Source organism: Nonomuraea sp. NPDC049141 (assembly GCF_040648415.1).
In the GTDB taxonomy this organism is placed as follows: Bacteria; Actinomycetota; Actinomycetes; order Streptosporangiales; family Streptosporangiaceae; genus Nonomuraea.
In genome coordinates this window covers 446412-466643 of record NZ_JBEZDR010000001.1, presented here as the reverse complement: position 1 = coordinate 466643, position 20232 = coordinate 446412, and the positions used below count along the sequence as shown (strand labels likewise).

Here is a 20232-nt window from a genome sequence, read left to right as displayed (position 1 = left end):
ACGACACTGTTCCGCATCGGCGGGCGGTTGGCGAAATCGCCCGCTTTCATGCGTCGAACGACAATATCCGACGTTATAAACGCTTACGTCCTGGTTTTTGGGAAATGTCGCCTCATGCCCTGGCGAATCTCGCGCCGTTGGCCGGGCGGGCGCCCAGCCGGGTCAGCAGCCGCACCATGCGCGGGGCGTCGAGCGGGTCGACCGGCAGCACGTGACTGGTCCACCAGTGGGCGACCTCGGGCGTGGGCCCCTGCCGGATCCTCGGCATGTAGTCGTCCAGCGGCGGATCGTAGACGAAACCGGGCACCACGCCCAGCCGCTCCAGCTTGGCGACGATCTCGTCCCGCCTCTCGACCATCAGGGGGACCCGCAGAAGCGGACGTATGGGGGCTTCGCGGACGCCCACCGCCACCCATGGGGTCCGGCGCAGCGCCTCGACCCCGGCCAGGCGGCGCTCCCGCTCGCGGTCGATCACCCGCAGGCGCGCGCGCTGGTAACGGCAGAGCGCGGGGCCGGGGCGCATGCGCCAGCCGTCATGGTCGATCCCCAGCCACGGGTCCATCGCCGTCAGATCGCCCATGACGGCCCGGAGGGTGTCCTCATGGGGCAGGGGGCGGTGCCCGGCCCACTTGACGATCCCGAGCCGCCGCGAGGCGTGCCACATCAGCCGGACCATGCCGGTGCGGTGGAGCGTCTCGCGGAGCATCGGCTGCAGCACAGCCTCCGCCTGGTCGCGCGGCTCACCGGGCAGCAGCAGCGCCTCCCTCGCCTCGGTCAGCGCCGCCAGCGCGCCCGCATTGGGGGTGGTCAGGAAGCCGCCGGACATCGCCCGGCCGTGCTTGGCCAGGCTGAACACGCCGGCCTGGCCGAACGTGCCCGCCGGGCGGCCGCCGACCATCGTCTGGAAGGCGTGGGCGGCGTTGTCGATGAGGACGAGGCCGCGCCGCTCGCACTGCTTCATCAGCTCCGTCATCTGGTCCGGCTGGCCGTACAGATGCGTGGTGATGACACCGGAGAGGCCGCTCCAGTTGACCCGTGGCGCGTCGATGTTGCCGTCGCGCCACGACACCGGCGCCATCACCGGCTCCAGGCCGGCGGCCAGCGCGATGAACAGCACGGTCTCGGAGGTGGTCGGCGCGATCAGCACCCGGTCGCCGGGGTCGAACCAGTGACGCAGCGCCAGCAGCAGGCCGAACCGGGCGGACGGCACGTGCAGGCAGTCCTGGCCGATCCGGTGCCGCATGAGGTCTTCCAGCGGGCTCATCGGCTGCCGCCCCGGGTGTGCGATCGGTCGTACCGCTTCAGCACGCGGTTGCTCTCGGTGACGGGAACGTTCCTACAGCACAGGGCGCGTTTGTCCGCTCGCTCGGCGGCACGACGGTGACTTTCGCCAAGGATTCCCCTTTTGTGGCTTTTGGATGGCTAATGGAGGTATATAGCAGCCGAGCCTCGAAGGGGCTTAGCGGGCGTAACAAAGTGATATCCGCTCGCGTTTGCCGGTCGCTCCTCCTACGCCATCACTCGACGACCGTGGCCGCGCTGCGCCGCGGCCCCACGTAACGCGTGAAGAAGGCGACCAGGACGCTCACCCGGTTACGCCCGCCCAGCAGGTACGTCACGTGCAGCCCGATCCAGGCCAGCCAGGCGGGCAGGCCGTGCATGGTCAGCCCGTTGGCCAGCTGCAGCACGGCCTGGCCCCGGCCGACGGTGGCCATGATGCCGGGATCGCGGTAGGAGAAGGGTGCCGCGGGACGGCCATGCGCGAGTGCCAGGATCTGCTTGCCCACGTGCTTGCCCATCTGGATGGCGGGCTGGGCGAGCTGCGGCAGCGGGTCGGGCGGCCCCGCCAGGTCGCCGGCGACGAAGATCTCGGGGTACTCCTCGACGTTGAGCGCCGGGGTGACCGTGATGCGGCCGCCCTTGCCCTGCGGCAGGCCCAGGTTCGACACCTCGGCGGGCGCGGCGACGCCGAGCGCCCACACGGTCACGTCGCTCGGCAGCCGGGTGCCGTCGCTCAGCACGACCGCGTCGGCCTCGACCGAGGCCAGCGTGCTGCCCAGCCGCAGGCGCACGCCGCGTTTGAGCAGCGCCTTCGCGGCCGCCTCGCGCAGCCGGGGCTTGTACGGCGCGAGCACGTAGTCGAACCGCTCGACCAGGGTGACGCTCGTCTGTTTGGGGGTGATCTCCGGAAAGGTCACCGGGAGGTTCCGGCGGCGCAGCTCGGCCATCGTGCCCGCCATCTCCACCCCGGTCGCGCCCGCGCCGACCACCACGGCGTGCGCGCTCTCACGCTTGCCCGCCGCGACCTCCTCCAGGAGTTGCTGCAGGCGCCGGCGCAGCACGATGGCGTCGTGAACCGAATAGATGGGATAGCTGTGCTCCCGCGCGCCCTCGATGCCGTACCAGTTGGTGGTCACGCCGGTGGTGAGCACGAGGTAGTCGTAGTCGAGCGAGGTGCCGTCGTCCAGGTCCACGCGCCGCTCGGCCGGGTGCACCTTGATCAGCGCGGCCCGGCGGGCGCGCGCCGTCGGATACTTGGCCGCGTAGGCCCGTGTCGGGTACGACACGTCGCCGGGGCCGAGCCCGGCCGTCGCCACCTGGTAGAGCAGCGGCTGGAAGGTGGTGTACGGGTGGCGGTCGACGAGCGTGACGCGCGCGCCGCCGCGGGCCAGCTCCCGCGTGGCGTTCAGCCCGGCGAAGCCCGCGCCCACGACGACGACGTGCGGCGGTCCGCCGGACCGCGGTTCCTGGACCATCAAGAGGTGCTCCCTCGTGCGAATGCCGTCTCGGTGCATATGGCACAAAAGGCAACTCTTAAACCACTCGCCTGTCAGGCCGCTGGTGTCAGGAGGCGCCGAGTTCGATGGTCTCGGCGACCTCGGCGTGCCGCTCGGACTCCTCCTCGGCGAAGCGGGCCTCGTCGAGCTTGTCGGCGATGTCCTCGTCCTGCTTCATCAGCGCGTCGAGCGACTGGCCCGCCATGTCCAGCACGCCCATGTCCGCGTACGCCTGCTGCAGGCGCGGGCTCCACAGCCCGATGTCCTTCACGCACGGCACGATCCGGCTGAACAGCAGCGATCGGAACAGCCGCAGGTACTCCGAGTGCTCCGTGGCCACCTCGGCCTCTTCGACCTCCGCCTTGGACAGGCCCAGGTTCTCCCATGTCTCCCGGCCCCTGAGCCGGTCGCGCATGAGGTAGCAGCCCTCGATGACGAAGTCCTCGCGCTCGCGCCGCTCGGCCTCGGTCAGGCTGCCGTAGTAGTCGCGCAGCGCCATCCGGCCGAACGCCACGTGCCGGGCCTCGTCCTGCATGACGTACGCGAGGATCTGCTTGGGCAGCGGCTTGGTGGTGATGTCGCGCATCACGCCGAACGCCGCCAGTGCTAAGCCCTCGATCAGCACCTGCATCCCCAGGTACGGCATGTCCCACCGCGAGTCGCTGAGCGTCGAGTCGAGCAGCGCCTTGAGATGCTCGTTGATGGGGTAGGCCAGGCCCACCTTCTCCTGGAGGAAACGGGCATAGGTCTCGGCGTGCCGGGCCTCGTCCATGGTCTGGGTGGCGGCGTAGAACTTGGAGTCGAGGTCCGGGACCGACTCCACGATCTTGGCCGAGCAGATCATCGCGCCCTGCTCACCGTGCAGGAACTGGGAGAACTGCCACGCCGCGCCGTGCAGGCGGACGTTCTGACGCTGCTTCTCGTCCATCCGGTGCCAGAGCGGCGTGTCGTAGATGGCGATCGTCTGGTCAGGGATGCCCAGGACGTTGTACGGGTCGACCTCCAGGTCCCAGTCGATGCGTTTGGTGGAGTCCCACTGCTTGTCCTTGCCCTTTTGGTACAGGGCGAGCATGCGATCCCTGCCGTCGTCGTACTCCCACGTGAACCTGCTGGCTCCGGCCATCTCCACGTCCCAGGTGGAGAGCTCGGCGGGGATGGTGTAGAGGCGGTGAGTCGACATGAGTCCTCCGCAGGGGGGTTACGTACACCGTACGTCCTCATCGAGGCTTGCACGTACGGCGTACGTCCGTCAATAGAATGAGCTATGCCCACCGAGCCTCTTTCGCGGACCCGCATCGTCGCCGCGGCGATCGATCTCATCGAGCGCGAGGGGGCCGACGCGGTGTCCATGCGGCGCATCGCGGCCGAGCTCGGCGTCGGGGTGATGTCGCTCTACAACCACGTGCCGAACAAGGACGCCCTGCTGAACGGCGTCGCCGAGGCGGTGCTCAGCCAGATCGAGTTCACCGACGATCCCGACGCCCACTGGACCGACCGGGTGCGGATGCAGGCTCGCGCCTTCCGCCAGATCGCGCACGGCCACCCGCGCTCCACGATGCTCGTCGTCAGCCGCCAGCTCCATTCGAACGCCGGGTTGCTGCCGGTCGAGCGGGCCCTGGCCACGCTGCGCAGCGCCGGGTTCGACGGGGTCGACGCGGTGCGGGTGCTGCGGATGTTCATCGCCTACATCGTGGGCTCGCTGCTGCGCGAGGTCGGGGTGACACCCACGTTCGCCCCGCTGCACCGGCACATGGTCAACCCGGACGACGTCGATCCGGCGCTGTTCCCCGAGGTGAGCGGGCTGGCGCCGCTGCTGGCCAGCTGCGACCACGACGCCGAGTTCGACTTCGGCGTCGAGCTGCTGATCCAGGCGATCGCCGTGCTGCCGAAGAGGGAGGGCACCCGGTGATCCCGGATGCCCTCGCCTCGCTAGTACCAGTTGTGTGATCTGAAGTGGCCCCAGGCGCCACACGGCCGGCCGTATCTCCCCTTGATGTAGGCCAGGCCCCAGCGGATCTGTGTCTCGGGGTTGGACTTCCAGTCCGGGCCTGCCCCTCGCATCTTCCCTCCCGGGAGGGCCTGTGGGATGCCGTAGGCGCCTGAAGAGCTGTTGTACGCGCGATGGTTCCAGTTGCTCTCTCTGGTCCAGAGATTGTCCAGGCACTGGAACTCCTGGTAGGACCAGGCCCGCTGGACGACTTGGTGGAGAGCGAAGCCCTTGCTGCTGGTCTTGCGCGTCGCGGCCTTGATCTTCGGCTTGGCGGCGGTGGTCCAGGTCCGGGTCTTGATCACGGGGGCGTGCCACGAGCCCTCGTATATCCGCGGTTTGGCGGTCCGCAGTTCGAATATTCGCGGTTCTGATGCGGCTCCGGCGAGCGTCGAAGGTCCGGTGACGGCCGTGAGCACGGTCAATGTGATGAACGTGTAGCGCAGGGCGCGGTTGCTGTCCATGTCGATCCTAGCTGTCGGGTCGCGTGCGGACGGGCGCTCTCGCTTCCCCGGCGCCCTGCCGGTCCGCGTCCGTGGCTCGGACGCGGAGGGTCCGCGCGGCCCTCCGGGCTTCGGTTGCGCCCGATAGTGCTGGGCGGCCCGGAGGGCTCCACGACGTTTCCTCTAGCCGGTTTTTATTACCGACAGTCACCATCAATCACGCTCAGTGATTGGCTTTGGGGAGACGTTGGCGCGATGCCTGGGGATATTTAGCGTTCTCGCTGGACCGCCATGGCGTGGCCCGTTCGCGCGTTGACCGTGCCTTTCGCGAAAACGGGGGCGGATCCGGGGTTTGGATCAGTACCAGTGGTGGGAGCGGAAATGCGCCCACGCGCGGCACGGGGAGCCGTACCGCTGCTTGATGTAGCCGAGGCCCCAGGCGATCTGCGTGCGCGGGTTGGTGCGCCAGTCGTGGCCCTTGGTGGACATCTTGTGGCCGGGCAGCGCCTGTGGGATGCCGTAGGCGCCCGAGCCGTTGCCGGCCCGGTGGTTCCAGCCGCTCTCCCTCGACCAGAGCCGCTCCAGGCAGCGGAACTGGGCCCTGTTCCAGCCACGCTTGCTGACCATGGGCTTCGCGATCGCCTTGTTCTTGGCGACGGCGGTCTTGGCGACGGCGGTCTTGGCGACGGCGCTCTTGAGGGCCTGGGAGCTCTGCGCCTGTGCGGCCGTCGCGCCGCCTGTCGCCACGAGCGTGGCCGACAGGATCAAGACGCTGGTACGGCGGAGCATGGGCATGCGGATTTCCCTTTCGATGGGTTCGGGGGACCGCGCCACCCTGCCCTATCCGCCCGATTTACCACGAATTGACCATGAAAAGGTAGATCGTTAGTAAAGATCACGCTTTATGGTTGTTCAGGGGAAATGTCCGGAAAATGTGGACTGCATCACAAACTGCGGGCGGAGGGGTTCTGTAGGGTCGGATCATGAGTCTTCGTGACATCCCGGTCCGTACCCTCGCGGACGCCCCGACCACGCTCGCCGAACTCGTCGGCGACAAGGCCCTGCTCATCGTGAACGTGGCCTCCAAGTGCGGCCTCACCCCGCAGTACACCGGTCTCGTCGAGCTGCAGCGGCAGTACGGCGAGCGCGGATTCAGCGTGGTCGGCATGCCGTGCAACCAGTTCATGGGCCAGGAGCCCGGCTCGGCCGAGGAGATCCAGGAGTTCTGCGCCACCACGTACGGGGTCGACTTCCCGCTGCTGGAGAAGGCCGAGGTGAACGGCCCCGGCCGGCACCCCCTCTACGGCGAGCTCGTCGAGACGCCCGACGCCGACGGGGCGAGCGGCGACATCCAGTGGAACTTCGAGAAGTTCCTCGTCGACCGCGACGGCGCCGTCGTGGCCCGCTTCCGCCCCGGCACCACGCCGGACGACCCGGCCGTCATCGCCGCGATCGAGAAGCTCGTCTAGCGGGCTAGGTCGGTCTTCCGCACGTCATCACGACTGGCCCAGGTTTCCGCACTCCCCGCCGTACTTCGGCTGGGGTCCTTCTGGGGAGAGGGAGCGACGATCGCTCGGCCTCTTCCGGGTGCGGGCGCGGGAACGCTCGGGTCCTTCCGGTGCGGGAGCGCTGGGGTCCTTCTGGGGAGAGGGAGCGGCGACCGCTCGGGTCCTTCCGGGAACGGGAGTGGCGATTGCTCGGGTCCTTCCGGGAAGCCGGAGCGGCGATCGGTCGGGTCTCTCTGAGGGGCGGGAGTGGCGATCGGTCGCGGTGCTGATGGCGGGGCGGTGCGTTTGGAGAGCGCGGTTAGTGGCGCGGGCCGCAGCTTCCGCGGACGATGAGCTCCGTCGGCAGCAGCACGCTGCGGGGCCGCCTGCTCCCCGCCCGCAGCACCAGCTCCGCCGCGCGGTAGCCCATGTCGCGGCCCGGCTGGGCGATCACGGTCAGCGGCGGGGAGCACAGCTCGGCCCACGGCACGTCGTCATACATCACCAGCGACACGTCGCGCGGCACCCGCAGATCCAGCTCTCTGGCCGCGAGCACGGCCGCCTCGCCCAGCACGTTGCCTCCGGTCACCACCGCCGTCAGGTCAGGACGGCTCTGGAACAGCACGGAGGCGGCGGCGTAGGCCGAGTCGCGACTGCCCGTGGCGAACACCACCAGTTCCTCGTCCACGGGCGCGCCCACGGCCTCGCGGAAGGCCGTCACCCGCCTGCCGTGCCCGGGGCCGCCGAGGAAGGCGATCCGCCGGTGGCCGAGCCCCCTCAGGTAGCGCACCGCCGTACGGATGCCGGCCCTGTCATCCGCCAGCACGGCGGGAACGTCCAGCGGCAGGGCACGCGACACGGGCGGCAGGCCGTCGAGCAGCATGAGGTCGGAGACGGTGGCCGCCCCGGAACCCTCGTCGGACGGCGAGCCGGGCCGATCGAGCCGTGCGTCGGTGGACGGGTCGGACGGCAGCCGGTCGGCGAAGACCACCGTCATGCCCGCCTTGATCGCCGGGCTCCACGTCTCGGCGCCGCCCGCCGGGACCGCGATCACCCGGTCCACGCCCTGCTCCAGCAGCATGCCGACCAGCTCGGCCTCCTGCTCGGGATCGTCGCCCGTCGAGCCGAGCACCACCGGCTCGCCGGCCGAGCGCGCGCAGGCCAGCACCCCCTCGGCCAGCTGGCCGTAGAACGTGTCGGTGAGGTCGGGCACGAACAGCCCCATGCCGCCGGTGCGGCGCTGGCGGAGGTTGCGGCCGAGCGCGCTCGGGCGGTAGTCGAGGTGGGCGGCGACGGCCAGCACCCGCTCCCGCGTTTCCGGACTGGCCGAGCCGCCGGACAGGACCCGGGACACGGTCGCGACGCCCACACCGGCCGCCTCGGCCACGTCCTTGATGGTCGCCCGCCTCGATTCCATGGAAACGATTCCATCATGGTTTCCGTCGCGCTGGAAGCCCGGGCCACCAACATCGGCTGCTCTCTTGACACCCTTGTCCGTTTCGGGTGAGATGCTTGAAAACGTATCCATGCGAGTGGGTACCCCCCGCACAACATCCGGGTCACTGCTCGGGAGCGCGAAGGAATGGCATGGCATCCATCGTTCTGACCAATGTCGACAAGATCTACGCCGGTGGCGTGAAGGCTGTGAACGGGCTCAACCTTGAGATCAAGGACGGCGAGTTCATGGTGCTGGTCGGCCCCTCCGGTTGCGGTAAGTCGACCGCGCTCCGGATGATCGCAGGCCTGGAGGACATCAGCGGCGGCGAGATCGCGATCGGCGAGAAGGTGGTCAACCACCTGCCGCCGAAGGACCGCGACATCGCCATGGTCTTCCAGAACTACGCCCTGTACCCCCACATGACGGTCGAGGAGAACCTCGCCTTCGGCCTCAAGCTTCGCAAGATGCCCAAGCCGGAGATTCAGAAGCGCGTCAACGACGCCGCCAAGATGCTCGGCCTGGAGACGTACCTCAAGCGCAAGCCGGCCGCCCTGTCCGGTGGTCAGCGCCAGCGTGTCGCGATGGGCCGCGCCATCGTCCGCGAGCCGCAGGCGTTCCTCATGGACGAGCCGCTGTCGAACCTCGACGCCAAGCTCCGTGTCTCCATGCGCGCCTCGCTCAACCAGATGCACGAGCGCCTCGGCGTCACCACCGTCTACGTCACCCACGACCAGGTCGAGGCCATGACGCTGGGCGACCGCGTCTGCGTCCTGCGCGACGGCATCCTGCAGCAGGTCGACACGCCGCAGAACCTGTTCGACAAGCCGGTCAACCTGTTCGTCGCCGGCTTCATGGGCTCGCCCGCCATGAACTTCGTCACCGCCGAGCTGGTCCGCGACGGTGGCGCCGCCGTCACGTTCGCCGACCTCAAGCTGGACATCCCGGAGTCCACCTTCACCGACAAGCCGGGCCTCGACCAGTACATCGGCAAGCAGGTCATCCTCGGCATCCGCCCGTCCGACTTCGAGGACGCCGCTTCGGCCGGCCAGAACGCCAACGGCTGGGCCACGCTGGCCGTCAAGGCGGAGGTCACCGAGGAGCTCGGCTCCGAGATCAACGTCCTGTTCCTGATCGACGCCCCGCCGGTCGAGCACAAGGACACCGTCGCCGCCGCCGACACGGGCGACGACGAGGAGGCGGCGCTGCCGCTGCTGGGCGACAAGTCGCTGTGGACCGCGCGCGTGAACGCCCGCAGCCACGCGCGTCCGGGTTCGAGCCTCGACCTGGTGCTGGACACGCACAACCTGCACTTCTTCGACCCCACCTCGGGCCTGGCCATCGGCCACGAGGCGAACGTCGGCAAGTGATCTCCACCGAATCTCGGTCGTGAGCCCGCTCGCGACCGACCGGGTGCCTCCCGCATCCGATCTCGGTCGTGAGCGTGCTCTCGACCGACTGGGCCCCCACCGCGACCCCCTCCCGCGGTGGGGGCCCGATCTCTTCCTCTTGTTCGTCTACGCCACGTTCTTCGCTCGGCGCCGTTCTTTCCGACCCGCCGTCCCGCCATTCGGCGAGACGCTTTTTGCTTTTCTGTACGGCAAGCCCGGTGGGCGCCAAACGCCGTTCCTGGCTGGCCTCTGTCCAGGGAGACGGCCGCTGAACCGGGTGCACCGTCCCGCCGTTACGGCCCGCGTTCAAGCCGTCGGCCCGCGTCGCCTAGCGGCCGATTTTCGCTCCCCTGTTGCCGATGAGCCTGCGGGGGATGAGTCTGCCGATCGCCACGATCGTCTTGTAGCGCACGTCGGGGATCGACACCCACTTGCCCAGGGCCAGGTCGCGCATGGCCGCGTTGACCACGTTGTCGGCCTTGAGCCAGAGGAAGCCGGGGATCTGCGAGGTGTCCATCGACGCCCGGTCGTGGAATTCGGTTCGCACGAAGCCGGGGCACAAGGCCATCACCTTGATCCGCGGACCGGCCACTTCGGACGCGGTCGATTCGCTGAAGTTGACCACCCACGCCTTGGAGGCGCTGTAGGTGCCTCGCGTGAAGAAGGCCGCGACGGAGGCCACGTTGATCACCGCGCCCCGATCGCGCTCCCGCATGCCGGGCAGCGCGGCCAGGGTCAGCCGGAGCACGGCTTCGCAGTGGAGCTTGAGCATGCGCGTCTCGTCCTCGACCGGCACCTCGAGGAAATTCCCTGGGTGGCCGAACCCGGCGTTGTTGACCAGGAGGTCGACCCCGTCGCGCAGCCGCCCTTCGACCCGGGTCAGGCCGTCGTCCGTGGCCAGATCGGCGGGCAGCGGCTCGACGTTCACGCCGTACCTGAGCTTGAGCTGACCCGCGACCTCCCTCAGCCGGGCCTCGTCGCGAGCCACCAGAACCAGGCTGAACCCGTCGGCGGCCAGCCGGCGGGCGAAGGCGGCGCCGATGCCGGCGGTCGCGCCCGTGATCAATGCGGTAGGCATGCCAGAACCTTAGCCTCTCTCCTGCCCGCCGCCTGGCGGGCCATATTGCCGCGGGGGACATTCTCGAGTGAACTGAAGCCATAGTCGAGATCACGAGGAGCAGCGGTGAGCAGGCTTCGCTTCGGCGTCTTCATGGCCCCCTTCCACACCGCGGGGCAGAATCCCACCCTGGCCATCGAGCGCGATCTGGCGTTCATGGAGCACCTCGACCGGCTGGGGTTCGACGAGGCATGGATCGGCGAGCATCATTCCGCCGGTTCCGAGATCATCGCGGCGCCGGAGATCTTCATCGCGGCCGCGGCGCAGCGCACCCGTCACATCCGGCTCGGAACCGGCGTGACCTCGCTGTCGTACCACAACCCGCTCTGGGTCGCCGATCGCATGGTGCTGCTGGACCACCTGACGCGCGGGCGGATCATGCTCGGCGTGGGTCCCGGCTCGCTGCCCACCGACTCGGCGATGATCGGGCTCAATCCCACTGACACCCGCGAGTTGCTCGACGACAACCTGGACATCGTGCTGCGGCTGCTGCGCGGCGAGAGCGTCACGGCGCAGACTCGTACGCACACGCTGATCGACGCGCGGTTGCAGCTGCGGCCGTACACCGACCCGATGTTCGAGGTGGCCGTCGCCGCGGTGGCCTCGCCGACCGGTCCGCGCCTGGCCGGACGTCACGGCCTCGGCCTGCTGTCGATCGGCGCCACGCTCACCGCCGACGGGTTCGACGCGCTGGCGCACCACTGGAACGTCATGGAGGAGCGCGCCGCGACGTACGGGACCACCGTCGACCGCGACGCCTGGCGGCTGGTCGGCGTCATGCACGTGGCCGAGACCCGCGAGCAGGCCGTCAAGGACGTGGAGTACGGCATCGAGGCATGGTTCCGGTACTTCCAGAAAGTGGCGGCATTCCCGCAGATGGCCGTGTCGGGTGGTGACCTCAAGGAGATGATCGACTTCGTCCGGGAGTCCGGCATCGGCGTGATCGGCACCGTCGAGGACGCGAAGGCCCAGGTGCGGCGGCTGATCGACCAGTCCGGCGGCTTCGGGGCGATGCTGCTGATGGCGCACGACTGGGCCAACCCCGCGGCCACCAACCGGTCCTACGAGCTCATCGCCCAGCACGTGATGCCCGAGTTCCAGGGCCAGGCGCAGCCGACCCTGGACGCGCGGGACCGGGCGAGCGCGGTCCGCGAGGGCCACGCCGAGGCGCAGCTGGCGGCGGTCACCCACATGATGGACAAGTACCAGTCCGAGGCGAACATCAAGGACTGATCGCATCGGAAGGTCGTCGGCGGACCCGGGGTGATCCGACCTGCCCGGGGGTGGTTAGCCTGGGGCGGCAGCCGGCGATCGGAGAAGGACGTTGAGTACGACCACCCGTTCCACCTCGGTCCATGGGCGGTCGCCGTGGCTGATCGTGGGGCAGTCGGCGGCGGCACTGGCCGCCGGGATAGGCGTCGGGCGGTTCGTCTACACTCCCATCCTGCCGCTGATGCACGCCCAGGCCGGGCTGTCCGCCGAGCTCGGCGCGTCGCTGGCCACGGCCAACTACATCGGCTACCTCACGGGGGCGCTCGCGGGCACCTTCGTTCCCGCTCTGGTGCGGTCGGTCGTCGTTCTGCGCGGCTCGCTGGTCATCCTGATCGCGACGTTGGCCTTGATGCCGGTGAGCCATGACGGCGCGGTCTGGTTCGGGCTGCGCCTGATCGCCGGCGTGGCCAGCGCCCTGATCTTCGTGATCGCCGTCAGCTCGGCGCTGACCCGGCTGCGCGGGCAGGTGCAGCACCTGACCGGGTGGGCCTTCGGCGGAGTCGGCGCCGGTATCGCCCTGTCCGGCCTCCTGGTGCTCCTCCTGCGGACCGCGACCACGTGGCAAGCCGCGTGGTGGAGCTGCGCGGCCCTCGCCACCGTCCTGGCCGCCGCCGCGTGGGGGCTGGCTCCCGTACCGCAGCCGGCGCCCACCGACCAGGCGGTCTCAGCCGACCGGCCCAGGACGCGCCGGTGGTTCTGGCCGCTGTTCGGCAGCTACACCTTCGAAGGCATCGGGTACATCATCGCCGGCACCTTCCTGGTCGCGGCGATCGAACAGGGTGTCCCCGGCCCGGTCGGCAGCGGCGCCTGGATCCTGGTCGGCCTCGCTGCCCTGCCGTCCAGCGCGCTGTGGGCCTGGCTGGCGCACCGCTGGTCGCGGCCGTCCCTGCTGTTCGCGGCGCTGGCCATTCAGGTCGTCGGGGTCGCGCTGCCCGCCCTTCTCGGCGGCGTCGCACCGGCGCTGATCTCGGCGGTGCTGTTCGGCGGCACGTTCATGGGAGTGAGCACGCTCGCGCTGGCCATCGGCACCCACCTCCAGGGACCGCGCTCCGTCTCCCTGCTCACCGCCGGATACAGCGCCGGCCAGATCCTCGGCCCCATGCTGGCCGCCCCGCTGCTCCAGCACGGCTACCGCCAGGCCCTGCTGCTCGGCGGCGTCGTGGTCCTGGCCGCCGTACTCGCGGCCATCGGTGTGTGGATCCGGTACCCGCAGGTGCGGGCTCCCTTTCCCACCCCGCTGGACACGCCCTCTCGTCCCTGAGCGAGCGGTATTCGATCTCCGTGTAGCCCAGTTGGGGTACCCTGCCGGACGTGCGGCGATTGATCAACTTACGCGGGTTATGGCTCGCGCTTGCGGCTACCGTTGTGGCGGTGGCGGTCGCTGTGATCGTGCGTTCTCGCCGCCGTTCGACACGTCGGCCGGTAGCCCAGCCGGGCGCGGCGGCTTCCGAAGCCTCGGTAGCGCAGTGGCCTCCGGTCCCGATTCTCGGCACCCCCACCGCTGAGGACCTCGAGCGCTACGCCGCCGAGCCCTCCATCTTCGACCGCCCCGCGATCCAAATGGTCTTCGGAGGCGGCCAGAAGAGGGAGCCGCTCGACGAAGCCACCCGACGCCGCCTCACCCGCTGGGGAGCCGCCGGACTCGCGCTCTGCCTGCTGGCCGTCGGCTCGCAAGCCCTTGAGTCCGCCACCTTCTCCAAGGACTCCGGGCTGGAGACCTCCGGCGAGATCTCGTATGAGCCTTGCATCGCCGCACCCTGCTGGGCCGCCGAGTTGGAGCAGGCGCCCGCTTCGGACGACGCTGACTACCCTGAGCCCACCCAAGTCGGCGAGACCCAGGAGCCGAGCCTCGACGCGGACTGCCGGCCCGAGAGTCGCAACCCGCGCGTACGGAAGCTCGACGCCAAGATGACCCGGGCGGTGAACCGGCAGTGGCAGCGCATCGAAGCATGGCTCAAGGACCACGCCCCCAAGAGCTATCGGACGCTCAGCAAGCCCGGAAAGGCGGAGAGCATCGCGGCGGCGGAGGCGGAGACGGGTCTGCGATTCCCCGACGACCTGCGGGCCTCACTACTGCGACACGATGGAGCCGCCGTAGCGGACGACACCTGGGCCTTCGGTTTCCTGGGCAACTGGAACCTGAGTCTCCAAGAGATCCGCGACACGTGGCGAGGGCTGTGCGAGATCGACGGTGAAGATGAAGAGGAGATGGCCGATCCTCGATCGGACTGGTGGGACGGGCGCATGCTCCCGTTCGGCGCCGACGGAATGGGCGACCACCTCGTGATCGACTCGGTGAAGCGTGACGTCGGCGAGACCGATCACGAAGGCAGTATGAGTTTCACGCCGGGAGGGGTCCGGATCCGCTCGTACTACGCCTTGCTGAAGGCCACCGCCGACGCCTTGGAGAACGGCGGCTCGATCGGCTACTGGAAGCCCAGAACAGTCGCCGATGAGCTTGATTGGGACGTCCGCGAGCGAGACTAGTTCACGATGATGTAGTTGAGCCGTACTTTCAGGGTGCTATCCCAGTGGATGTGCCCGCGCACGATGATGTCGCCATTGGCGCGTGGGACGACGTTGTTCACCGTCATGACGGCGCTGCCCAGAAAGGGGTTTCCGTCGCTGTCGAGTTCGGTCATCGAGACGGCTACCTGAGAGAACGCGTTGACTCTGTCCGTGCCGAGGGACTCCCGGTGGGCGAAGGGCCCGCTCCCGCTGAAGTCGACGAAGTGCCAGAACGTGCTCGACGGGACACCCGAGCGGACGATCTTGCCGAGTTCGTCGCTGCTCTTGACGGAGTCTTCTGCGATGAAATCGACTGACGAGTTGCCGGACGTGCCATCGACCTGGTCGGTGCCGTATGTGGACGCCATGAATTCCCACCTTGTACGGAGTGATATCTGGATCCGTGGATACCCCGCGCTTCGCGCGCGACAACCGTGAATTCCCGCAGTTTGCCGACAAGGTGGGAATATTTGAGATCGCGGATCAGGTGTGTCGTGCCTGCAGCATCGGTTTGAGCGCCACCAGCGCGCCCGCGATGAAGATGGCGGTGGCCACGTAGATGAGCCCCAGGTGGCCGACTGTGGCGAGATGGTACGGGTAGTGCGCGGGCAGGGCGATGACGAGGGCCAGCACGGGCACCACGATCGCCGTCACGTACGCCCACCACAGCCCGTGCCTGACCCCGAACCAGGCGAGTGCCGCGGTGGCCAGCCCGGTCGAGGCGATGAACCCCGACAGCGCGATGTGCAGGTGCGACATATATCTGAACAGCTCCGGACTGAACGCCAGGACCTGGGCCCGGCCGACGTCGACCTCGTTCGGGCCGATGCCGAGCTCCAGGAACTCGCCGGTGAAGTTGCGGACGAAGAAGATCACCGCGTAGCCGATGAACGCCAGGCCGGCCAGTGCCATGAGTCCCGCGCCGAGGCGCAGGGCGGCGGGCTCCGCGCCGGTCGCCGGGTGATGAGCGATGGTCGCCATGGCCGCCCCCTTTCTGGAATGTTCGCCAAGGGGGATGAACACCTCTATTGTCCCACCTGCCCGAGAGCCGGGTAGGACCGCCGCCGTCCTACCCGCCCCTCGGCGACCCGGCTTAGAAGTCCATGTCTCCGCCACCCGGCATGGCCGGGGCGGCAGGGTTCTTCTGGGGCTTCTCGGCGATGACCGCCTCGGTGGTGAGGAAGAGCGCCGCGATGGAAGCGGCGTTCTGCAGCGCCGAGCGCGTCACCTTGGCCGGGTCGATGATGCCCGCCTCGAACATGTTGACGTATTCGCCCGTGGCGGCGTTGAGGCCCTCACCCGGGGTCAGGTTGCGGACCTTCTCCACCACGACGCCGCCCTCGAGGCCGGCGTTGACGGCGATCTGCTTCAGCGGCTCCTCGAGCGCCTTGAAGACGATCGCGGCACCGGTGGCCTCATCGCCGTTGAGCTCGAGCTTGTCGAAGGCCTTGGCGCCCGCCTGCAGCAGCGCCACCCCGCCGCCGGGGACGATGCCCTCCTCGACGGCCGCCTTCGCGTTGCGAACGGCGTCCTCGATGCGGTGCTTGCGCTCCTTCAGCTCGACCTCGGTCGCGGCACCGGCCTTGATGACGGCCACGCCGCCGGCCAGCTTGGCCAGCCGCTCCTGGAGCTTCTCGCGGTCGTAGTCGGAGTCGGTCCGGTCGATCTCGGCGCGGATCTCGTTGACCCGGCCGGCGATCGCGTCGGGGTCACCGGCACCGTCGACGATGGTGGTCTCGTCCTTGGTCACGACGACCTTGCGAGCGCGGCCGAGCAGGTCGAGGGTGGCGTTCTCGAGCTTGAGACCGACCTCCTCGGCGATGACCTGGCCACCGGCCAGGATCGCGATGTCGCCCAGCATCGCCTTGCGGCGGTCGCCGAAGCCCGGGGCCCTGACCGCGACCGATCGGAAGACGCCCTTCATCTTGTTGACGATCAGGGTGGCCAGGGCCTCGCCCTCGACGTCCTCGGCGATGACCAGCAGCGGCTTGCCCGACTGCACGACCTTGTCGAGCAGCGGCACCACATCCCTGTTGGCGGCCACCTTGCCGCTCACGATCAGGATGTAGGGATCGTCCAAGACCGCTTCGAGCCGGTCGGAGTCGGTGATGAAGAGCGGGGCGATGTATCCCTTGTCGAAGCGCATGCCCTCGGTGAGCTCGAGCTCGAGGCCGAAGGTGTTGCTCTCCTCGACGGTGATGACGCCTTCCTTGCCGACCTTGTCCATCGCCTCGGCGATGAGCGCGCCGATCTCGGGGTCGGCGGCGGAGATGGAGGCGGTCGAAGCGATCTGCTCCTTGGTCTCCACGTCCTTGGCCAGCTTGGACAGCTCTTCACTGACCCGCTCGACCGCCGACTCGATGCCCTTCTTCAGCGACATCGGGTTGGCGCCGGCGGCGACGTTGCGCAGACCCTCGCGCACCAGCGCCTGGGCCAGCACCGTGGCGGTCGTGGTGCCGTCACCCGCGACGTCGTCCGTCTTCTTGGCGACTTCCTTGACCAGCTCTGCGCCGATCTTCTCCCACGGGTCCTCGAGCTCGATCTCCTTGGCGATGGACACGCCATCGTTGGTGATCGTGGGAGCGCCCCACTTCTTCTCCAGCACGACGTTGCGGCCCTTGGGGCCCAAGGTCACCTTGACGGCGTCGGCCAGCTGGTTCATGCCGCGCTCGAGACCGCGCCGGGCGTCCTCGTCGAAGGCGATCATTTTCGAAGCCATTGCTGCTCCTGCTCTTGATGGGGGCTGCCGGGACGGCGCCCGCGACGGACGGTCTCCCGGCAGGTCAGCGACCCGCCGGCGGACCTCGCCGCCCCGGCACACGCCTTGCGGTTGGCACTCTCCAGGTGTGAGTGCCAGGCGTCTCATCGCACTTTACCCACAACTTGCGTGTCACGCACATAGTGCATGGCACGCAACATCGGATAGAGTCGACCCATGAACGACGACGCCATGGACCTCCGGGCGCGCAACAAGCAGGCCACCAGGGAGGCGATCAGCCACGCCGCGCTGCGCCTGGCCATCGAGCAGGGCCCTCACGGGCTGGCCCTGGTGCGCGTCCACGACATCGCCACGGCCGCGGGGGTCTCATCCCGTACCTACAACAACTACTTCTCCAGCAGGGGGGAGGCGATCTGCGCCTTCCAGGCCGACCAGGCCCGCCGCGTGGGGCAGGCGCTGCGCTCCCGGGCCGCCGACGAGCCGCTCGACCAGGCCGTCATCGCGGCCGTGATCGAGATCTTCACCGACCCCGAGCCCGACAAGGCCGGCCTGCGCATGATCATGTCGACGCCCGAGCTGGAGGGTGAGGCGCTGAAGGCGTTCACCATGGCGGAGGGCCCGCTCGCCGAGGCGATCGCGGCGCGCACCGGCACCGACCCCGGCCGCGACCTGTTCCCCGCCGTCACGGCCGCCGCTGTCGCGGGCGCCATCCGCGTGGCGGGGCGGCACTGGCTCGAGCCCGGCAGCACCGAATCCTTCGCCGGCACCCTGCGCCGCGCCCTGTCCTGCGTCTTTCCCGCCGCGCGGTGACTCGCCAAGCCGGTCACTTCTAGCCGTCGGTACGAGATTCGCTTACCTGGCAGGTAATCGACAGGCCGCGTCAGGGTCGAAAGGGTAGCGGTATGACTTCTGACGCCCATGGCACCCGTGACATCGTGGAAGCACTGCTAGGCCGAATCGCCGAGGGCGATGTCGACCGTGTCGCCGAGTTGTTCGCCGAGCCGATCGACTGGCGGCTCGACTGGCCGGCTGAGGGGCATCCGGCCGTGCCGTGGATCCGCCCGCGGTCGAGCCGGGCCGATGTGGCGGACCATTTCCGGTCGCTGGCCGCTCATCACGTGCCTGAGCTGAACGGCACGTCGGTGGCGCGGATCCTGGTCGATGAGGCGGACGCCGTCGTCCTCGGGGAGATCGTGCAGACGGTGAAGGCCAACGGCGCCGCCTACAGCTCACCGTTCGCGCTGCATCTCACCGTCGAGGACGGACTCATCACCCGGTACCACATTTACGAGGACAGTCTCACGGTCGCGCGGGCCCTCACCGCTTGAGCGACTGGAAGGAAAACCGAATCCGGCGGCCGCCGTGGGGCAGCCGCCGGATGTCGTCAGCAAGAATTGCTTAGCGAATAGAGCGCTTAGCGAATACGGCGATTAGTAAATGCGGTACTTACGGCCGCAGTTGTCGAGCTTGCCGGCCCAGCAGGTGAAGGTGTAGACCTTCTTGATCCCGCGCCCGCTCCAGGTGCCGACGACCTTGCCGTCCCAGGAGCGGTTGAACTTGTGCCAGCCGCCGTTCTTGTAGTACTCGAACCACACCCAGGCGCGCTTGCCGCCCACCTTGTCGACGCCGTGCCACTCCGTGACGACGATGCCGTTGCGCTTGCCCGTCTGGCCGAAGGTGTACGCCTTGCGGTCGCTGGAGAAGAACTTGCCCCAGTTGTGGACGGAGCCGGCGGTCTGGGACGCCGCGGCGACGGCCGTCCCCGCCTGGGTGGCGGCCTGTGCGCCGGGGGCGAGGGCGATCGCGCTGACGGCCATGGAGCCGGCCAAGAGGGTTGCCGCAAGGGTCTTACGCATGGGTTTCCTCCCCGTATGAGTGCACCGGTTTGCCCGGCAGCAGGGACACTACGAAGATCCGTCGCCCTGTTCTGTGCAGGAGTGCACACATACGAGGTGATCAGCGCCACATGCGGTCTTAGGCCACCTTTGAGGAGGGGGCCGACCAGGTGTTGCACGAGCCCGGGTCGCCGGTGGCGAAGCCGCGCTTGTACCAGGCGACGACGTTGGCCCTCTTGCCGTACCAGCGCGCCTCGCCGGGCCCGTCACCATCGACCATGCTCAGCAGATACGTCCAGTCCTTGGTCGTCCTGCCCTTCAGCGGCCAGACGCTCTTGAGGAACGCGGCGCTGAGGCAGTCGTTCTGGAGGCTCTCGCGCCGGGCCAGCTCGCGGGTCTCGGTTGTGCCGCTGGACGGCACCGCGTCATAGGCGTCGGCGATTCCGACCAGCTGCATCACATGCCAGCCGTACATGTAGCTGACGGTGTTGAACAGCCACAGGTCGGAAGGGTCGTCGAGCCAGTCCTTGCCGATCTGGAAGATCAGCTCGCCTGTGTCGCCGCAGTAGCGGGCCGCGGAGTTCTCCTTGCCCGTCTCGCTGGTGCCGCAGTACTTCTTGGGGAGCTTGCTCACGTGCCGCACCTTGACCTTGCTGAAGGGCAGGCCGGCGGTGGTGAGGTGCTGCTCCCAGGTGGACTCGAGACAGGCGATCACCGCGTCGACGTAGGCGCGGCCCGACTTGCGGTCGTTGCGCTTGCGCGCCGGCTCCTCGCAGGTCGTGGTGGGCAGCGCGCCGGCCTTGTAGAGCGGGTTGGCGATCAGCTTGGGGTGTTTGACGGGGGTCGCCGCCGTCGCGGCGGTGGCCGGAGCGGATAAGGACAGCATCGACGCGACGGTCAGCGTCATGATCAGAAGTTTTCGCACGAGGGATGACAATAGGGCCGCGCCCGCGTTTGAGGAAATGGGGTTTCGCCGGTCTCCTCGGGCGGATGGCCGAATTTGTCATCCCGGACTGGCCTCATTCATGCGCTCCTTGGTCCAGTAGGACGCGATCTCCTGTGGAGCGCGCGTATTTCGGACCCCTGTCGCGGCCTCGTCGGGGGCGCGATCGCGGAAAATCACGGCCACCGTCGCGGCCAGCATGAGGGTGGCGGCGACGGCCAGAATGGCGACGGCCTTACGGCTCATGCCCCCATCGTACGACCAAGCGCGGTCACGGCGTCCGGACCCACGTGTTCGCCATTTATTATGCGCCGTCTG

21 protein-coding genes are annotated in these 20232 nt (G+C 68.7%); 8 read left to right on the top strand and 13 right to left on the bottom strand.

Translation table 11 applies throughout. The features are described 5' to 3' along the window. Positions 1–112: 112 nt before the first annotated feature. The 3 genes from AB0B91_RS02155 to AB0B91_RS02145 form a co-directional block, all read right to left on the bottom strand. Positions 113–1264: a DegT/DnrJ/EryC1/StrS family aminotransferase gene (locus tag AB0B91_RS02155; protein ID WP_358313873.1), complete on the bottom strand. Its 1152-nt coding sequence runs from the start codon at positions 1262–1264 to the stop codon at positions 113–115. Between the two features lie 253 nt (positions 1265–1517). Continuing rightward, on the bottom strand, positions 1518–2756 hold the full coding sequence (locus AB0B91_RS02150; protein WP_358313870.1) for an NAD(P)/FAD-dependent oxidoreductase: 1239 nt from the start codon (positions 2754–2756) through the stop codon (positions 1518–1520). 88 nt (positions 2757–2844) lie between these two features. Then, positions 2845–3957, bottom strand: coding sequence for a ferritin-like domain-containing protein (locus tag AB0B91_RS02145; RefSeq protein WP_358313867.1), 1113 nt, complete (start codon positions 3955–3957; stop codon positions 2845–2847). A gap of 84 nt (positions 3958–4041) precedes the next feature. On the opposite strand from AB0B91_RS02145, the gene AB0B91_RS02140 reads away from it, so the two are divergent. Beyond that, positions 4042–4686, top strand: a complete 645-nt coding sequence (locus AB0B91_RS02140; RefSeq protein WP_214636128.1) for a TetR/AcrR family transcriptional regulator C-terminal domain-containing protein — start codon at positions 4042–4044, stop codon at positions 4684–4686. A gap of 20 nt (positions 4687–4706) precedes the next feature. On the opposite strand, the gene AB0B91_RS02135 is transcribed toward AB0B91_RS02140, so the two are convergent. After that, positions 4707–5228 carry a lytic transglycosylase domain-containing protein gene (locus AB0B91_RS02135; RefSeq protein ID WP_358313864.1) on the bottom strand — a complete coding sequence of 174 codons (522 nt, stop codon included), beginning with the start codon at positions 5226–5228 and terminating at the stop codon, positions 4707–4709. 336 nt (positions 5229–5564) lie between these two features. Continuing rightward, positions 5565–6002: a transglycosylase SLT domain-containing protein gene (locus tag AB0B91_RS02130; protein ID WP_358313861.1), complete on the bottom strand. Its 438-nt coding sequence runs from the start codon at positions 6000–6002 to the stop codon at positions 5565–5567. A gap of 188 nt (positions 6003–6190) precedes the next feature. Here AB0B91_RS02130 and AB0B91_RS02125 point away from each other — a divergent pair, with 188 nt between their 5' ends. Next, on the top strand, positions 6191–6676 hold the full coding sequence (locus tag AB0B91_RS02125) for a glutathione peroxidase (RefSeq protein WP_358313858.1): 486 nt from the start codon (positions 6191–6193) through the stop codon (positions 6674–6676). A gap of 337 nt (positions 6677–7013) precedes the next feature. On the opposite strand, the gene AB0B91_RS02120 is transcribed toward AB0B91_RS02125, so the two are convergent. After that, a complete protein-coding gene (locus AB0B91_RS02120; protein ID WP_358313855.1) occupies positions 7014–8111 on the bottom strand; it encodes a LacI family DNA-binding transcriptional regulator in 1098 nt (365 codons plus the stop codon). A 170-nt stretch (positions 8112–8281) separates the two neighbouring features. Between AB0B91_RS02120 and ugpC the strand changes: the two genes are divergently transcribed. Continuing rightward, positions 8282–9499 carry a sn-glycerol-3-phosphate ABC transporter ATP-binding protein UgpC gene (gene ugpC, locus AB0B91_RS02115; RefSeq protein WP_358313853.1) on the top strand — a complete coding sequence of 406 codons (1218 nt, stop codon included), beginning with the start codon at positions 8282–8284 and terminating at the stop codon, positions 9497–9499. Between the two features lie 349 nt (positions 9500–9848). Here ugpC and AB0B91_RS02110 read toward each other — a convergent pair whose 3' ends face one another. Next, on the bottom strand, positions 9849–10598 hold the full coding sequence (locus AB0B91_RS02110) for an SDR family oxidoreductase (RefSeq protein WP_358313850.1): 750 nt from the start codon (positions 10596–10598) through the stop codon (positions 9849–9851). 105 nt (positions 10599–10703) lie between these two features. On the opposite strand from AB0B91_RS02110, the gene AB0B91_RS02105 reads away from it, so the two are divergent. From AB0B91_RS02105 to AB0B91_RS02095, 3 genes are all read left to right on the top strand, one after another. After that, the gene (locus AB0B91_RS02105) at positions 10704–11870 is read left to right on the top strand and encodes an LLM class flavin-dependent oxidoreductase (RefSeq protein ID WP_358313847.1); all 1167 of its coding nucleotides are present in this window, start codon (positions 10704–10706) and stop codon (positions 11868–11870) included. Between the two features lie 91 nt (positions 11871–11961). After that, positions 11962–13170, top strand: a complete 1209-nt coding sequence (locus AB0B91_RS02100; RefSeq protein WP_358313844.1) for a YbfB/YjiJ family MFS transporter — start codon at positions 11962–11964, stop codon at positions 13168–13170. Between the two features lie 110 nt (positions 13171–13280). Then, positions 13281–14396: an SMI1/KNR4 family protein gene (locus tag AB0B91_RS02095; protein WP_358313841.1), complete on the top strand. Its 1116-nt coding sequence runs from the start codon at positions 13281–13283 to the stop codon at positions 14394–14396. Here AB0B91_RS02095 and AB0B91_RS02090 read toward each other — a convergent pair. The 3 genes from AB0B91_RS02090 to groL form a co-directional block, all read right to left on the bottom strand. After that, positions 14393–14785 carry a hypothetical protein gene (locus AB0B91_RS02090; RefSeq protein ID WP_358313838.1) on the bottom strand — a complete coding sequence of 131 codons (393 nt, stop codon included), beginning with the start codon at positions 14783–14785 and terminating at the stop codon, positions 14393–14395. The two genes, AB0B91_RS02095 and AB0B91_RS02090, sit on opposite strands and share 4 nt — an antisense overlap. Positions 14786–14900: 115 nt before the next feature. Further along, positions 14901–15398 (bottom strand): hypothetical protein, encoded by a 498-nt coding sequence (locus AB0B91_RS02085; protein ID WP_358313835.1) that lies wholly within the window; start codon positions 15396–15398, stop codon positions 14901–14903. A 112-nt stretch (positions 15399–15510) separates the two neighbouring features. Continuing rightward, the gene (groL, locus tag AB0B91_RS02080; protein ID WP_358313832.1) at positions 15511–17136 is read right to left on the bottom strand and encodes a chaperonin GroEL; all 1626 of its coding nucleotides are present in this window, start codon (positions 17134–17136) and stop codon (positions 15511–15513) included. 216 nt (positions 17137–17352) lie between these two features. Between groL and AB0B91_RS02075 the strand changes: the two genes are divergently transcribed. Continuing rightward, entirely contained in the window at positions 17353–17946 is a 594-nt protein-coding gene (locus tag AB0B91_RS02075) for a TetR/AcrR family transcriptional regulator (RefSeq protein ID WP_358313829.1), read from the top strand. Positions 17947–18038: 92 nt separating this feature from the next. Next, positions 18039–18464: a nuclear transport factor 2 family protein gene (locus AB0B91_RS02070; RefSeq protein ID WP_358313826.1), complete on the top strand. Its 426-nt coding sequence runs from the start codon at positions 18039–18041 to the stop codon at positions 18462–18464. A gap of 102 nt (positions 18465–18566) precedes the next feature. Here the strand turns inward: AB0B91_RS02070 and AB0B91_RS02065 are convergent, their stop codons facing one another. The 3 genes from AB0B91_RS02065 to AB0B91_RS02055 form a co-directional block, all read right to left on the bottom strand. Next, positions 18567–18992 (bottom strand): hypothetical protein, encoded by a 426-nt coding sequence (locus AB0B91_RS02065; protein WP_358313823.1) that lies wholly within the window; start codon positions 18990–18992, stop codon positions 18567–18569. A 118-nt stretch (positions 18993–19110) separates the two neighbouring features. Beyond that, entirely contained in the window at positions 19111–19896 is a 786-nt protein-coding gene (locus AB0B91_RS02060; RefSeq protein WP_358313821.1) for a hypothetical protein, read from the bottom strand. A 78-nt stretch (positions 19897–19974) separates the two neighbouring features. Next, on the bottom strand, positions 19975–20160 hold the full coding sequence (locus AB0B91_RS02055) for a hypothetical protein (RefSeq protein ID WP_358313818.1): 186 nt from the start codon (positions 20158–20160) through the stop codon (positions 19975–19977). Between the last annotated feature and the right edge of the window lie 72 nt (positions 20161–20232).